This is a genomic window from Novosphingobium hassiacum (assembly GCF_014196055.1).
Taxonomy (GTDB): domain Bacteria; phylum Pseudomonadota; class Alphaproteobacteria; order Sphingomonadales; family Sphingomonadaceae; genus Novosphingobium; species Novosphingobium hassiacum.
This window is the reverse complement of record NZ_JACICY010000008.1, coordinates 68,045-82,874: the sequence shown is the minus strand read 5'-3', so window position 1 is coordinate 82,874 and position 14,830 is coordinate 68,045. Positions and strand designations below refer to the sequence as shown.

Genomic DNA, 14,830 nt, shown 5'->3' with positions numbered 1-14,830 from the left:
ATCATAGGGGATTCCCATCGGCGGCTGATGTGATTCACGCTGTCTGCTGGCGAGGGATGCCGGCATGGCTGGCACGAACGCTTTCACAGGATCTTCGGGACAGGGTAATTGCCGCGATTGGTGGCGGGCTGCGCTGCCGTGCCGCGGCAGGTCGTTTTGAGGTCAGTGTGTAGAGCGCGATCCGGTGGCGGCAACTGACGCTGGAGCATGGACAGGCGGTTGCCAAGCCACGCAGCGGAGACCGGCACTCCGCCAGGATCGAGACGCACGGCGCGTTCATCCGCGATCTGGTGACCGAGCAGGCCGACATGACCCTCGTCGAGATAAAGGCGCGGCTGATCGAGCGCGGTGCTACGGTTGGCATTGGCGCGTTGCACCGCTTCTTCGCGCGCCAAGGGCGAACGCCTGCGGATGGGCTACCCGCACGGCCATCGCAAGCCCACCACACTGGTCACGCCAATGCAAAATTCATCAACCAGATCCTGCCCTACCCGGATCATTGAACCTGGAGCCCGGGCCAAATCGTAGAATTTCAACGCATGGATTTTCGCAAAGGGTGCGAGATTGCCTTGGGCAATCACGACTTGGCATGAAGATCGAGCGTATCCGCCAGATGTTTCAAGTCGTCGGTTTGCGTTGGCGTTTTGGCAAGCGAGTGGGAGTGAGGGGCTGACCTTGCCCTTCGGCCGTTGTCGCACCATGCGCAGCAGCCGAAGGACAACATCATGAAGGTCGGCGTTTTCGGCACCAAGCCCTACGACCACACCTTTCTCGACGCAGCCAACGCCGGGCGTCACGCGCTACGCTATCTCGAACCGCACCTGACCCATGAGACGGTAGCGCTCGCCGGCGACGCGACCGCGGTCTGCACGTTCGTCAACGACACACTCGACCGACCGACGCTGGCCGCGCTCGCCGCACAGGGCATGAAGCTGGTCGCATTGCGCTGCGCCGGGTTCAATCAGGTGGATCTTGCCGCCGCGCGCGATCTCGGTATCGCGGTTGCGCGCGTGCCGGGCTACTCACCCCACGCCATCGCTGAGCACGCCCTCGCGCTGATCCTCTCGCTAGACCGCAATATCCACCGCGCCTGGGCCCGCGTCCGCGAGGGCAACTTCGCGCTCGACGGGCTGCTCGGCTTCAACCTGCACGGCCGCACTGTCGGGATCGTCGGCACTGGCGAGATCGGTCTCGCGACGGCCGGAATCATGCGCGGTTTCGGCTGCGAAGTGCTGGCGTTCGACCCGGCACCCAACCCTGCGCTAACCCAAAGTGGCGGCACGTACGTCGATCTCGACGCCCTGCTCGCCCGCTCGGATATCATCACGCTGCACTGCCCGCTGACTCCGGTAACGCGGCACCTGATCGATGCCGCCGCCATCGCGCAGATGAAGCACGGCGTGATGCTGATCAACACCAGCCGCGGCGCGGTAATCGATACGCGCGCGGTCATCGCAGGCCTCAAATCGGGCTGCATCGGCTACCTCGGCCTCGACGTCTACGAAGAGGAGGGCGACCTGTTCTTCGAGAACCTGTCCGACCAGACCATTCAGGACGACGTTTTCGCCCGACTGCTGACCTTTCCCAACGTCCTGATCACCGGCCATCAGGCGTTCTTCACCAGCGACGCGATGACCGCGATCGCCGCCACGACGATCGCCAATATCACAAGCTTCGAGGAAACCGGCCAGCCGCTCCACCCGGTCGCGGTCGAACGGGTCGCCTGAACCGCCTCAGCGATCCCCGAACGTCGCCCAGCCCGCATCGCTCCCCGTTTCCGGAAGATCCTCACCGATACCGTCAGCGGCATCGGCATCGAGCCTGCAGCGCTGGCGATGCAGGTGCGCCTTGGCGATCATGTTGGCTGAAACAGGCGCGGTGATGAACAGGAACAGCGTGATCAGCAGTTCGTGCGCGGACCAGCCGAGACCTGCACTCGGAAAATAGACCATCGACGCGACGAGGCAACTGCCCACGCCCAGCGTTGTCGCCTTGGTCGGCCCATGCAGCCGCGTCATCAGCGACGGCAGCCGGACCAGCCCCCAGCTCCCGATCAAGGCAAACACGCCGCCCGTCACGATCAGCGCCGAGACCACGATTTCTGCCAAGGCGCTCATTCGACGATGTCCCCTCGCAGCAGGAACTTGGCATAGGCGACCGTGCCGACGAACCCGACCATCGCCAGCAGCAGCGCCGCCTCGAAATAGGTCATCGTCGCATCGGCAATCCCGAACAGCACGATCAGCGCGATGGCATTGATCACCATCGTATCGAGCGCAAGGATCCGATCTCCACGCGTCGGTCCCGCCAGCAGTCGGTACAGCGCCAGCAGCAGCGCGACCGAAACGCAGGCAAAGCCTACCATCAGCGCATAGCCGATCATCGGAATATCCTCGCCAGTCGCGTTTCATAGCGCGCCTTGATCCGCGCCACTTCCGCTGCCGGGTCGCCCGCATCGAGCGCATGGACCAGCAGAAACCGCCCGTCGGTCGAGACATCGGCCGAGACCGTCCCCGGGGTCAGGCTGATCGTAGCGGCCAGCGTCGTGATCGCCTCGGCCGAGCGCAGGTCGAGCGGGATCACCAGCCAGCACGGGCGCAAGTCGCGCGTCCGGCGCAACAGGATGATCCGCGCGACGTGGAAGTTGGCGACGACAATGTCCCCGATCACCAGCCCGAGATAGGCAACGATCCCCCACCCGAAACGCAAGCGCGGCCGGTCCGGCCAGAACGGGCCGGAGAAGATCGGGATCACCGTGCCCAGCACAAGGCCCAGCACGACGCCGCCCGCGGTCACCGCGTTGAGCATCAGCAGCCATACCCCGACCAGCAGCACGCTGAGGCCCGGATGCGGAAACAGCCGCCTCATCGCACCGCCGCCTGACCCAGCACGGCCTCGATATAGCCGCGCGGCGCGAACATCTGCCCCGCGACCGCGTCCATGAACCCGGTCACGCTCCCGGCCCCCACCGTCAGCGCTCCCAGCAATACGACGAGCGCCACCGCCGGCAGCAGGTCCAGCCGCGACACCGCGCCATGGCGCATCTCGCCCGCCCTGCCCTTCCAGAACAGTGTGCTCCCAGTCCGCGCCAGTGCGATCACCGCCAGCAATGTCGTGCCCAGGATCGCGGCCCAGATCCACGGTGCCGCCTGATGCGCCAGCGCGGCCTTCAGGATCAGCAGCTTGCCGATGAATCCTGACAACGGCGGCATCCCCGCTAGCGCTATCCCTGCCAGCAGATAGAGCACTGCAATCGGGCCCATGCTGGCAAAACGCGGCCCCGGCGTGATCGCATCGCCATGGTCCGCACGGCGACGGGCAATCAGGTCCGCCACGAGGAATAGCAAGGCCACGGTCAGGGTCGTGTGCGGAAGATAGTAAAGCCCCGCCGCCAACGCGCGCGGCTCGAACAGCGCGACCGCGACCAGCAGCGTGCCGGTAGATCCGACCACCCCGAACGCCGCCTGTTCGCGCAAGCCCCGCGCCGCGAGCACCCCGACAAAGCCGATCACCACCGAGGCGATCGCAGCGGGCAGCATCAGCGGACCGGTAACCTGCGCCCCGAAAATCAGCGTCGTCGTACGGATGATCGCATAGACCCCGACCTTGGTCATGATCGCGAACAGCGCCGCAACCACCGGCGATGTCCCGCCATAAGTGCGCGGCAGCCACAGATGCAGCGGCAACAGCGCCGCCTTCAGCGCGAAAACGACCGTCAGCAACAGCGCCCCCACCTGCACCAGCCCCCGATCCCCCGTCGGCAAAGCGGCAATGCGCAAACCCATATCGGCCATGTTGAGCGTGCCGGTCACCCCGTAGAGCGTGCCAACGCCAATCAGGAACAGCGTCGATCCGACCAGGTTGATCACAACGTACTGCAGCCCCGCCTTCAACCGACCCGCGCCCTGTCCGTGCAGCATCAAACCATAGGACGCGATCAGCAACACCTCGAAGAACACGAACAGGTTGAACAGATCGCCGGTCAGGAATGCGCCGTTCAGACCGGTCAGCAGGAACTGGAACAGCGGATGGAAGTGCCATCCCTTGCGGTCCACTCCAGTCAGCAGCGCATGGACCAGCACCACCAGCGCCAACCCCGCATTGAGCAGCAGCATGAGCGCCGACAGTCGATCGAGCACCAGCACGATACCGAACGGTGCCGGCCAATCGCCGACGGTATAGACCGAAACCGCACCCCCGCTGGCCTGCGCAAACAGCGCCAGTGCAATTGCCAGCAGCCCGACGCAACCTGCCAGCGACAAGGCCGCGCCCACCCGCTGCCTGCGGCCCCGCGCCAGCACGCTCAACGCCGCAACGATCGCGGGCAGCACAATCGGGGCGACGATCAGCGCGTTCATGCGGCGTCATCGTCCGCAGTGACATCCGCCAACCCGTCGACCTGATCGGTCCCGGTCTCGAGGAACGTCCGCAACGCCAGCACCACCACCAGCGCGGTCATACCGAACGCGATGACGATCGCCGTCAGCACCAGCGCTTGCGGCAGCGGGTCGGCATATTCGGTCACGTCTTTGCCCCAGATCGGCGGCTTGTCGATGACCAGCCGTCCCATCGCGAACAGGAACACGTTGATGGCGTAGGACAGCATGGCAAGGCCCAGCACGACCTGGAACGTCCGACCGCGCAAGGTCAGCCAGATGCCCGCCGAGGTGAGCACCGCAATCGCGCTCGCCACCAGAAATTCGAGGCTCATGACGGCTCCTCCGACGCACGCGCCGGATCGACGTCCATCGGAAACTCGCTCGGCGCGTCCTTCTCGGCCCGCTGCGCGACATGGCTGAGCTCTGCCAGTGCCTGCATCACCGCCCCGACGACCGTCAGCGCCACGCCCAAGTCGAATGCCATTGCGGTCGCCAGTTCGAATTCACCGACGAACGGCAGCGTGAAATGACCATAAGCCGTGGTGAACAATGGTACACCGAATGCCAGCGAACCAAGGCCCGTCGCCGCCGCGATCAGCACCCCGCAGGCGATCATCGCATGCTCGTCCAACCGCCGCCGCTGGTCGGCCCATTCGAAGCCCGAGGCCATGTACTGCATCAGGATCGCGATCGAGATCACCAGCCCGGCAATGAACCCGCCGCCCGGCTGGTTGTGTCCGCGCAGGAAGATGTACACGCCCACCAGCATCGCCAGCGGCAAGAGCAGCCGCGTGGCGACCGCGAACATCATCGGGTGGCGCTCGGGCGAACGCACCAGATCGGGCAACCACGCGCGCAGCCGCTGCCCCGAGGCGCCGCGCGTCGCCGTCTGCAACAGCGCGAAGATCGCCAGCGCAGCGATGCCCAGCACGATGATCTCGCCGAACGTGTCAAAGGCGCGGAAATCGACCAGCGTGACATTGACGACGTTTGTTCCGCCGCCGCCCGGATAGCTCTGCGCCCAGTGAAACGCCGAAATCGGGTCGTTCGGCGACCGCGTCATCACCGCCCACGCCACGAAACCGGTGCACCCGCCACCCGCCAGCGCAATCACGCCATCGCGGAAGCGGGCAAAAGTCGTGCCCAGCCGCACCGGCTGCTTGGGCAGCAGGTTCAGCGCCAGCAGCAACAGCAGGATCGTCACCACCTCGACCGTGATCTGGGTCAGTGCCAGATCGGGCGCTGACATGTAGACGAAGCCGAGCGAGACGATCAGCCCGATCACGCTGATGTAGATCAATGCCAGAAACCGCCGCCGGTGGGCGCGCAGCACCGCGATCGTACCGATCAGCAGCACCCCCCACCCGACAATCGCGACCGGCGAAGCCGGAAGCGTTACCCGGTCGCCCGGCGCGTATCCTCCGCTCGACATGCCAGCGATGCCGACCGCGACAGCGGTCACGAACAGCACTGCCAGATAGCGCTGGAGCGACCCGGTTTGGACCGCGAGCGTGAACCCGCGCGCGACCGCCAGTAGCGCAGACATCCCTCGATCGAACAGGCCTTTCGCTGAAGGAACCGGCAGCCGCTCCCAGCCGCGCAGCAACGCGCCGTGGCCGGCCAGCATCACCGCGCCCACGATGATCGCGAACGCACTCATCGCCAGTGCAGGCGTCAACCCATGCCACAGCTTGAGCGTCACGATCGGCGCGAGCCCGCCCGTGACCGTTCCCGCCACCGCCCGCACCAGCCTACCCGCGATCGCCATCGGGAACAGTCCAGCCGCCACCGCGCCAAGCGCCAGCAGCGCCGACGGTCCCCACATCCCGAACGGCGGATCGTGCGGCGTCAGCGGCGTGTCCGCGTGCCGCTTGCGCAAATAGACGTGCACCGCATAGCGCAGCGAATAAGCCACAGAAAGCGTCGCGCCGAGCGTCGCCAGTACCGGCACCACCCAGCCTGCCCCGCCCCAAGCGGTATGCGCGGCTTCCTCCAGCATCATCTCCTTCGACAGGAACCCGCCCAGTGGGGGCAGCCCCGCCATGGACGCAGCGGTGACCAGCCCGACCGTCGCGCTGATCGGCATCAGCGTCGCAAGGCCTCCAAGCACCCTCGCATCGCGCGTACCCGTCTCGTGATCGACGATCCCGGCGTTCATGAACAGCGCCGCCTTGAAGATCGCGTGGTTGAGGAAATGGAACACCGCCACCAGCGCCGCCATCGGCGTGCCAAAGCCCAACAGCATTGTCAGCAGCCCCAGCTGGCTGACAGTGGAATAGGCCAGGATCGCCTTCAGGTCGTGCTTGAACAGCGCGATGCTCGCCCCGACCAGCATCGTCACCAGCCCGGTAGTGGCCACCAGCGCGAACCACAGGTCGGTCCCCGCCAGCACCGGCCACAGCCGCGCGAGCAGGAACACGCCTGCCTTCACCATCGTCGCCGAATGCAGATACGCGCTGACCGGCGTCGGCGCGGCCATCGCGTGCGGCAACCAGAAGTGGAACGGAAACTGCGCCGACTTGGTGAAGCATCCCAGCAGGATCAACACCAGCGCCAGCGGGTAGAGTGACGAGGTCCGGATCGCGTCGCCGCTGCGCAGGATCGCGCTCAGCTCGTAACTTCCCGCAATCTGCCCCAACAGCAGCAATCCCGCGATCAGAGCAAGGCCACCGCCTCCGGTCACCGCCAGCGCCATCCGCGCGCCCTGCCGCGCCTCGGCCTTGTGCCCCCAGAACCCGATCAGCAGGAACGAAGTCAGGCTGGTAAGCTCCCAGAAAATCAGCAGCAGCAGCACGTTGTCCGCCAGCGCCACACCGAGCATCGCGCCCTGGAACAGCAACAGGAACACATAAAACCGCCCCATCGGATCGGCGGCGGCAAGATAGAACCGCGCATAGACGATCACCAGCAGTCCGATCCCGAGGATCAGTCCGGCAAACAGCAGGCCCCAGGCATCGAGAAACAGGCTGAACGACAGCCCGAGCGACGGCACCCAGGCAACCTGTGCCGACACCGGTTCGCCTCCGAGTACGTCGCCCGCCTGAACCAGCAGTAGCGCCAGCGCCGCCGCCGTCGTCGCGCCCGCAACCAGCGCCTGTTGCCCACGACTGGCCCGCGCCAGCAATCCGACAAGGGCGGCTCCGGCAAACGGCAACAGGCAAAGCAGGATCAACACCATCTTGGGACCAGCGTTAGGCGGTCCGGGCAAGGTTAGGCAAGCAAACCCGACCTTACTTCGGCCTGTCACTCGCCGAATTTGACAAACTCGCGTTGGCGCAGAACACCGGGACAATGACCGACCCCACGATCCGACCGGCGACCCCTGCAGACCGCGAGGCTGTCGTCGCATTATGGCGGGCGACCGGGCTGACCCGACCCTGGAACGATCCCCACGCCGACTTCGACACCGCAATCGGATCGCCAGCGTCTGCAGTATTGCTCGCATGCGACGGCGCCGCGCTGGTCGGCAGCGTCATGGTCGGCTTCGACGGCCATCGCGGCTGGGTCTACTACGTCGCCACCGCGCCCGATCAACGCGGCAGAGGGCTGGGCCGCTTGCTGATGGCGCAGGCCGAAGCCTGGCTCGCAACACGCGGCTGCCCCAAGATCCAGCTGATGGTCCGCGGTGACAACCACGCCGCCCGCGGCTTCTACGACGCCATCGGATACGATCTGCAGGACGTCGTGACTCTCGGGAAGCGGCTCGACTAGAGCGCGACGAACTTGCCCGCCGCGCGGTCCTTGCGCACTTTCAGACCGTCGAACACCTGCCCGCTCATCGCGATCCACACGCCTTCAGGCGCGATCTGCGCAGTGGCGAACGCCATGCCGAGGTTGAACGGCGCGTCGGTTTCGGCAAAGCGCGCAGGCGATAGCGCGCCGGTCAGGACCACCGTCTTGCCCGCGATGTCTGCCAGCGCGCGGGCCGTATCGGTCATCGTGTCGGTGCCGTGGGTGATCACCACGCGCGCCTCGGGCGCCTCACGCACGACGTCGGCGATCAGCGCACGGTCGGCGTCGGTCAATTCCAGACTGTCCTTGCGCATCAATTCCATGACCCGGAACGGCAGCGCCACGCGCGCCTGAGCCAAGACCGCCGGAATGCCGCTCTCGACGATCTGGTATTCGCTGAGTGCGTCGAAATAGGCTTTGTCGATGGTGCCGCCGGTGGTCAGCACAAGAATGGGTTGATGTTGCATGACCCCGCCTTAGCGCAGCCCCGGGACAAGCAACAGACCCGCCGCACAGGACTTGTCACCCGCGTGACAGGGTTTGTCATCGGACATCGCAGGCCACACCCGATAGCTGGAATGCCATCTGATCAATGAGGGGTATGATGGCAATCAAGCATCCGTTCCTGCACGCCGCAGCCTGCAGCGTAGCCGTCCTTGCGGCGCTACCCATGCCAGCTTTCGGCCAGCAGACCCCATCGCCGCAGGACGCCGCCGCACGCTATCAGGCGCTCGCTGCCGAGGAGCGCACCAAGGCGGGCGACCCGGCGTTTGACTACGCGCTGGGCACAGCCGCGTCCGACGCAGGCCGCTATGGCGAGGCGATCGTCGCATTCCAGCGCGTACTCGCGCGCCAGCCCGCCAATGCACCGGCCCGGGCCGAGCTCGCCCGCGCCTATGCCCTTGCAGGCGATATCGACACAGCCCGCGCGCAGTTCTCGACCGTGGTCGACGATCCCACGATCCCCGATCCGGTGCGCCAGCGCTTCACCGGCTTCGTCCGCCAGTTCGACAAACAGATCAAGGGCGGCGGCTCCGACCTCTCGGGCTTCGGCGAGGCCGCGTTCGGCCACGACAGCAACATCAACTCGGCCACGCAGTTGACCTCGATCACCATCCCGCTGTTCGCGGCGCTCGGCCCCGGCTCGCTCGGCGCTGGCGCACGCGCGCAGAAGGATGAATTCTACGACTTGTCCGCAGGCATCAGCGCGGTCAGCGCCACCAGCAGGCAGGACCGCGTGTTCGGGTCGCTGCTCGGCAACTGGCGCGACAATCTGGACAGCGCCGCGTTCGACCAGTCGAGCCTGACCGGCACCGCCGGCTTCGCGCATACTTTTGCCAATCGCGATGTCGTGTCTTTGTCGGGACAGGTGCAGAAATACTGGGTCGGCCATCGCGGCTTCCGCACCGCCTTCGGCGGTATCGCGCAATACACGCACCTGCTGCCGGGCGGCAAAGCGCTTTCGGCCTCGGTCCAGTTCAACCGTTTCGATTACGACCGCGATGCCTTGCGCGATGCAGACCGGTTCGCCGTCGGCATCGGCTATTCCGCGCGCAATTACGCCGTCAACTTGATCGGAGGGCACGAGGAAACGCGGCGCCAGGCAGGCGACGCTGAATCCAACACCTTTGCCGGCGCCAACATGGGCGCCGAATTCCAGGTCGCGCCCAAGGTCGCGCTGGTCGCGGGCGCTGCCTTCGACTTGCGCCGCTACGACCGCGCCGACCTGCTGTTCATGCGCAAGCGCCATGACGAGCGGCTCGATCTGACTGCAGCGGTCAAGGTCGCGGTGCTGCCGCGCCTGTTCATCCAGCCAAAGGCCACATGGTCGCGCAACTGGTCGAACATCGCGCTTTACGATCACGAACGGTGGACGGTCCAGGCCGGCGCACGCTTCGAATTCTGAAAATCCTGCGGCCCTTTAGCGCCGGGAGACCCAACATGATCCGCAAATCCGCCCAAAAGACCCTTACCGCCCTGCTGATCGGCGCATCGTCGCTGGCTCTCGCCACGCCCGCTTGCGCGCAGGACGTCGTCTTTGCCGACAACGCAGATCTTGCCGCGGCCGCGCTGCGCGGCGAACGCGTCAAGCAGACCGGCGGCATGACGCAGCTGCGCCTCGCCAGTGGCGCGATGCTGTCATTCGTCGAAGGTGCCGAATTCCAGTTGCGCCCCGATGGCTCGGTCGATCTGTTCAGCGGTAACGTCACCGTCACCGGCGCGGCCACGAACGACACCATCATCAACCTGGCCGGCCAGGGCAAGGGCAAAATCACCGGCAGCGGGTCGTCGGGCAGCTTCTCGGTCGGCACCGACGCCAAAGGCAAGACGGTTGCCACCGGGCGCGTGCTCACCGGCCTTGCTTCCATTGCCAACGGTCGCGAGGAAAAGCGGTTCACGTCGGGTCAGGCATGGGAAGTCGCCAACGGCCACCCCCGCCTCGCCGCCAGCGCCCCCATCGCCGCCGTTCCGCCGCTAGTCCAGACAGCGCAGGCCGAAACGACGCCCACGCCCACGCCCGCTCCTGTCGTGGAAGAACCCGCAGTCGTGTCGATTGCCGAGGGTGGCCCCGCCGCCGCCGCGCAGAACGGCGTGCCCGTCGTCCTCGGCGAAGCGCTTGCCGCCGCCGGTGCCTCGGGCGACATCGTCTCGGCAGGCCAACGCATCGAGGCCGCCGTGGTCAACCCGGCGCTCGAGACTTTCCCCTCGAACGATCTTGCAGCACTCGTCGCCTACGCCGCGCAACTCGAACGCCTCTACGGTGGCCAGCCGTTCAACCAGGCCCAGGCCGATGTGATCCGCGCCTATCTCGGCTACCTTGCCAATGGCGGCTCGCAGGCACAGTTTCTGACCACATATGCCGGCCTCATGGTCCAGTTCCTCGACCTCGTCCGCGCAGGCGCCGCACCATCGGCTTTCGCGGGCACGTCGCTGACCGACATCAACGCGTTCATTTCCTATCGCGGACGCACCAGCGGCTTTGCCACGCTTTCGGGCCAGAACCGCGTGCTGGTCGATGCCTATCTTGCGTTCATCCTGAACGGCGGCAACGCGGACCAGTTCGTCAGCCGTTACACCAGCCTGACCAGCGCCTACTTCGCCTTCATCCGCACCGGCGGCGATCCCCTGGCGTTCGAAGGCGCAACGCAGGCGACGCTCACCGCCTATATTACCTTCCTCAACGATTCCGGTCTGCTGGTCCGCCTTGCCGAGGCCGATCGCGCGCTGCTGCAAGCCTATATCAATGGCAGCGGCACCGCATTCATCACGCAGTACCGCACGGCGCTCACCGCCTATTTCGCCTATATCTCCAGCGGCCAGCTGCCAAGCAGCTACGCCGCGCTCGATCCGGCAGTCCTGCGCCAGTATCTCGAAACCTTGCAGGCGACCGGCCTGTTCAATCAGGTGCTCGGCGCACAGGCCGAATTCTACGCGGCCTATCTCGCCCACCTGCGCGCTGGCGGCGCGATCGACACGTGGCAGGGTCTCCCGGTCAACGTGTTTGCAGGCTACGCGCAGGCACTCAGCGCCTATCAGGCCTACCTCGCCGCAGGCGGAGTGCCGAGCGCCTATACCGCGCTCGATCCCGCGATCCTGCGTCGGTATCTCGACGCACTCGCTTCAGCAGGCGCGCTCGATCGGTTCCTCGGTCTCAACGCCACATTCTATGCGCAATACCTCGCCTATCTTCAGACCGGCGGCACGATCGACGGCTGGCAGTCGCTACCGTTCAACCTGTTCAACGGCTACGCGCAGGCGCTCACCGCCTATTACGAATATCTTGCAAATGGCGGCCTGCCCTCGGGCTACACCGCGCTCACGCAGGAGCAGATCCGCGTTTACCTTGCCGCACTGCAATCGGCTGGCGCAAGCGGCGCGTTCCTTGGCCAGTTCGCCAGCTTCTACAGCGCCTACTTCACGTTCCTCGCAGGCGGCGGCAATCCCGATCTCTACGCAGGCCTGCCCACCCCGCCCGACTTCCAGGCCCTCGCCGATGCGGTCTCGGCCTATGTCGCCTACCTTCAGGCGGGCGGCGTGCCGAGTGGCTACACCGGCGCAGATCTTGCCCTGCTCCAACAATACATCAAGGCGCTGATCGACAGCGGCCAGCTCAACACCCTGCTCGCAGGCCAGGCCCAGTTCCTCACCGCCTACTACGCCTATCTGGCAGGCGGCGGCAGCGTCGATGGCTATACCGCCCTGCCGATCTACGCGAACTACGTCACCGCGCTCGAAGCCTACTACGCCTATCTCGCTGGCGGCGGCACGCCGTCGGGCTACACCCTGCTGACGCAAGCGCAGATCCTCGCCTACCTCAAGGCGCTGACCGACGCAGGCGTGCTTGCCGCACTGTTCGATGGCACCACGCTGGCCTTCATTCAGAACTACTACGTCTACCTTGCTAGCGGCGGGAACCCCGATCAGTTCAACGGGCTGCCAGTGCCCAGCCCATCGGGGCAGCGCACCGGCTATGTCGTGAACGCCGAGGCGACGTTGCTCACCTCGCCGGTCGATGCCACCATCACGGCCGACGGCAAGATCACCCGCCTGCGCTTCAGCCAACCCGGTCGCGCGCTCGATTTCAACTACGCCGCCAATGCCAACAACGTCGCCAAGGAGTTCGGCCATTTCGGTGACGACATCGCGTGGACCCGCTACCAGACAGACACGGCGAACAACGCGGTCAACTTCAACAACCACCTGCTGGTCGGCACGCCTTCGCCCACGATCCCGGCAAGCGGCAAGATCGACTACATCCTGGTCGGCGGCACCCCACCGACCGACTACAACGCCGCCGAGGGCACCATCGGCACCTTCACCGGCACGCTCGCGGTTGGCTTCGGATCGGAGCCTGCAGTCGGCCTGTCGATGGATGTCACGGCTGGCGCCCGCAAGTGGCACGTGCAGACGCCGGGCGGATCGGCGAACCCGTTGAACCAGGGCTTGCTGATCGATTCCAATCGCCAGTTCGCCGGCTTCTCGTCGATCCTGCTCACGACGGGCCTTGCCGGCGGCGCGTGCACCGCGACCTGCGAATCCAGCGTTAACGGTGGTCTGTTCGGCGCAGACGCCGCCTACGTCGGCTTCGGCTACAGGATCAACGACAAGTCGGTGCCGAACCCTAATCTCGTCAACGGCGTCGCGGTATTCGGCCGCACCGGGACCGCGCTCGGCTATCTCGGCACGGCACCTGCAACTGGCGGAGGCGGGGCGACCGCTTCCACCTACACCGGTGGCTTCACCGCGACCAGCGGGCTTAACCTCTACGTCGCGTCCAAGGAAACAAGCGGCTGGCTGTCAGGGCAGAGCGCGGTCGTCGGCGCAGACGGCAGCTTTACCGGCAGCATCCACATCGCCACCGACACCGCGCGCTTCACCGATCTGGCAGGCGATGCCAGTGGTGTGATCGGTCGCTTCTTCGACGGAACATTCTCGATCGGGAACGGTCAGGTCACATATGGCCAGAACAACGGACTTGCATATGCACTGATGGCCCCGATCACCGGCGCACTCCCCACCAGCGGTTCAATCGCCTACAAGGTTCTGTCTGCGACCAAGCCGTTCTACGCATTCGATTCAACCGCGACCGGCACGTTCGCCGCCAACCTGACCGTCGGGTTCGGATCGAGCTTGCGCTTCGCCATGGACGGCACGCTGACCATGGCTGATGCGACGTACACCTTCAGCACACCGGGCGGTGCGACCGGTGCGTTGCAAGCGGCGCAAGTCGGCAACGACCCCGCCTTCTTCGTGATCCGTCCGACGCTGTCGGCCAGTGGCCAAGCCTGTCCGTCGGGCAGCTGCTTCGTGAACTTCTACGGTGGCTTTGGCGGAGCCACGCCCGCCGACCGGCTCGGTTTCGGCTACCACACCTTCGCCAACAGCAACAACGCCAACCAGATTTCCGGCGCCGTCCTGTTCGGCCGCGAAGGCACTTTGCCCGCATCGGGTGGCACCGGAGCCAGCGGGAGCAATTCAGCGACGCTGACCAGCGCCAAGACCTTCACCTTCATCAACGGCGGCATCAGCGGTTACGCGGCCCCGCAAGTGGATGTTGCAAGCGATGGTTCCATCAGCCGCGTCAAGGCCACAGCCTCGACGACATTCTCTTACGGCGCGCCGAGTGTACTGCGCGAACATGGCCGCGTGGCCGATGCCGTGGCATGGAGCCGCTGGGACGACAGCACCACGAACGCCAATCTCAATCCCAACACGCACATCCTGACGGGCACGCCGGCGGTTCAGTTGCCTGCATCGGGCAAGATCAACTACCAACTTGTCGGATCAACCGCGCCGACCAACTATCAGGCTCCCGATGGCCAGTCCGGTACCGTCACGGGATCACTGGCGGTACAATTCGGCTCGCAAGTCCAGGTCGGCTTCGGGCTTGATGTGCAGACCGGCACGCATGGCTGGCATATCGGCACCAATGGCGGCGCTGCAGATCCTGCCAACGGCGGAATCGTGGTCGAGCGGGACATGGCCTTTGCATCAGGTTCTGTCGGCATCGCAAGGCTGCCCACAAGCAGCAACAGTTGCCAGACATCGTGCAACGCTGCGGCTTACGGATCACTGTATGGTGTGGGCGCGAGCCATGTCGGACTGGGTTACCAGATCAACGACATCTCGGGCAACGCGACCAGCACGGTCAACGGCGTGGTAGTATTTGGCCAGGTTCAGCCCTGATGCGGCGGTAGCGCGAGCGGCCAAGTCGGCGG

12 protein-coding genes are annotated in these 14,830 nt (G+C 65.6%); 4 read left to right on the top strand and 8 right to left on the bottom strand.

What is annotated here, in order from left to right; genetic code table 11:
* Positions 1–83: 83 nt before the first annotated feature.
* Positions 84–395 (bottom strand): hypothetical protein, encoded by a 312-nt coding sequence (locus tag GGQ88_RS15720; RefSeq protein ID WP_183614397.1) that lies wholly within the window; start codon positions 393–395, stop codon positions 84–86.
* A 330-nt stretch (positions 396–725) separates the two neighbouring features.
* Here GGQ88_RS15720 and GGQ88_RS15715 point away from each other — a divergent pair, with 330 nt between their 5' ends.
* Positions 726–1,727 carry a 2-hydroxyacid dehydrogenase gene (locus tag GGQ88_RS15715; RefSeq protein WP_183614396.1) on the top strand — a complete coding sequence of 334 codons (1,002 nt, stop codon included), beginning with the start codon at positions 726–728 and terminating at the stop codon, positions 1,725–1,727.
* A gap of 6 nt (positions 1,728–1,733) precedes the next feature.
* Here the strand turns inward: GGQ88_RS15715 and GGQ88_RS15710 are convergent, their stop codons facing one another.
* The 6 genes from GGQ88_RS15710 to GGQ88_RS15685 are packed head-to-tail and all read right to left on the bottom strand — an operon-like array spanning position 1,734 to position 7,557.
* Positions 1,734–2,117: a Na+/H+ antiporter subunit G gene (locus tag GGQ88_RS15710; protein ID WP_183614395.1), complete on the bottom strand. Its 384-nt coding sequence runs from the start codon at positions 2,115–2,117 to the stop codon at positions 1,734–1,736.
* Positions 2,114–2,383, bottom strand: a complete 270-nt coding sequence (locus GGQ88_RS15705) for a K+/H+ antiporter subunit F (RefSeq protein ID WP_183614394.1) — start codon at positions 2,381–2,383, stop codon at positions 2,114–2,116. The genes GGQ88_RS15710 and GGQ88_RS15705 overlap by 4 nt, the downstream gene beginning before the upstream one ends.
* Positions 2,380–2,868 carry a Na+/H+ antiporter subunit E gene (locus GGQ88_RS15700; RefSeq protein ID WP_183614393.1) on the bottom strand — a complete coding sequence of 163 codons (489 nt, stop codon included), beginning with the start codon at positions 2,866–2,868 and terminating at the stop codon, positions 2,380–2,382. The genes GGQ88_RS15705 and GGQ88_RS15700 overlap by 4 nt, the downstream gene beginning before the upstream one ends.
* On the bottom strand, positions 2,865–4,358 hold the full coding sequence (locus GGQ88_RS15695; protein WP_183614392.1) for a monovalent cation/H+ antiporter subunit D: 1,494 nt from the start codon (positions 4,356–4,358) through the stop codon (positions 2,865–2,867). Before GGQ88_RS15695 ends, GGQ88_RS15700 begins: the two co-directional genes overlap by 4 nt.
* Positions 4,355–4,711, bottom strand: a complete 357-nt coding sequence (locus tag GGQ88_RS15690) for a Na+/H+ antiporter subunit C (RefSeq protein WP_183614391.1) — start codon at positions 4,709–4,711, stop codon at positions 4,355–4,357. Before GGQ88_RS15690 ends, GGQ88_RS15695 begins: the two co-directional genes overlap by 4 nt.
* Positions 4,708–7,557, bottom strand: a complete 2,850-nt coding sequence (locus GGQ88_RS15685) for a monovalent cation/H+ antiporter subunit A (protein ID WP_183614390.1) — start codon at positions 7,555–7,557, stop codon at positions 4,708–4,710. The genes GGQ88_RS15690 and GGQ88_RS15685 overlap by 4 nt, the downstream gene beginning before the upstream one ends.
* A 113-nt stretch (positions 7,558–7,670) precedes the next feature.
* On the opposite strand from GGQ88_RS15685, the gene GGQ88_RS15680 reads away from it, so the two are divergent.
* A complete protein-coding gene (locus GGQ88_RS15680; RefSeq protein WP_183614389.1) occupies positions 7,671–8,090 on the top strand; it encodes a GNAT family acetyltransferase in 420 nt (139 codons plus the stop codon).
* On the opposite strand, the gene GGQ88_RS15675 is transcribed toward GGQ88_RS15680, so the two are convergent.
* The gene (locus GGQ88_RS15675; protein ID WP_183614388.1) at positions 8,087–8,578 is read right to left on the bottom strand and encodes an asparaginase domain-containing protein; all 492 of its coding nucleotides are present in this window, start codon (positions 8,576–8,578) and stop codon (positions 8,087–8,089) included. The two genes, GGQ88_RS15680 and GGQ88_RS15675, sit on opposite strands and share 4 nt — an antisense overlap.
* Before the next feature lie 137 nt (positions 8,579–8,715).
* Between GGQ88_RS15675 and GGQ88_RS15670 the strand changes: the two genes are divergently transcribed.
* Together GGQ88_RS15670 and GGQ88_RS15665 are read left to right on the top strand one after the other, a co-directional pair.
* Positions 8,716–10,017, top strand: coding sequence for a porin family protein (locus tag GGQ88_RS15670; RefSeq protein ID WP_246386101.1), 1,302 nt, complete (start codon positions 8,716–8,718; stop codon positions 10,015–10,017).
* A gap of 35 nt (positions 10,018–10,052) precedes the next feature.
* Entirely contained in the window at positions 10,053–14,798 is a 4,746-nt protein-coding gene (locus GGQ88_RS15665; protein ID WP_183614387.1) for a hypothetical protein, read from the top strand.
* Positions 14,799–14,830 lie beyond the last annotated feature (32 nt).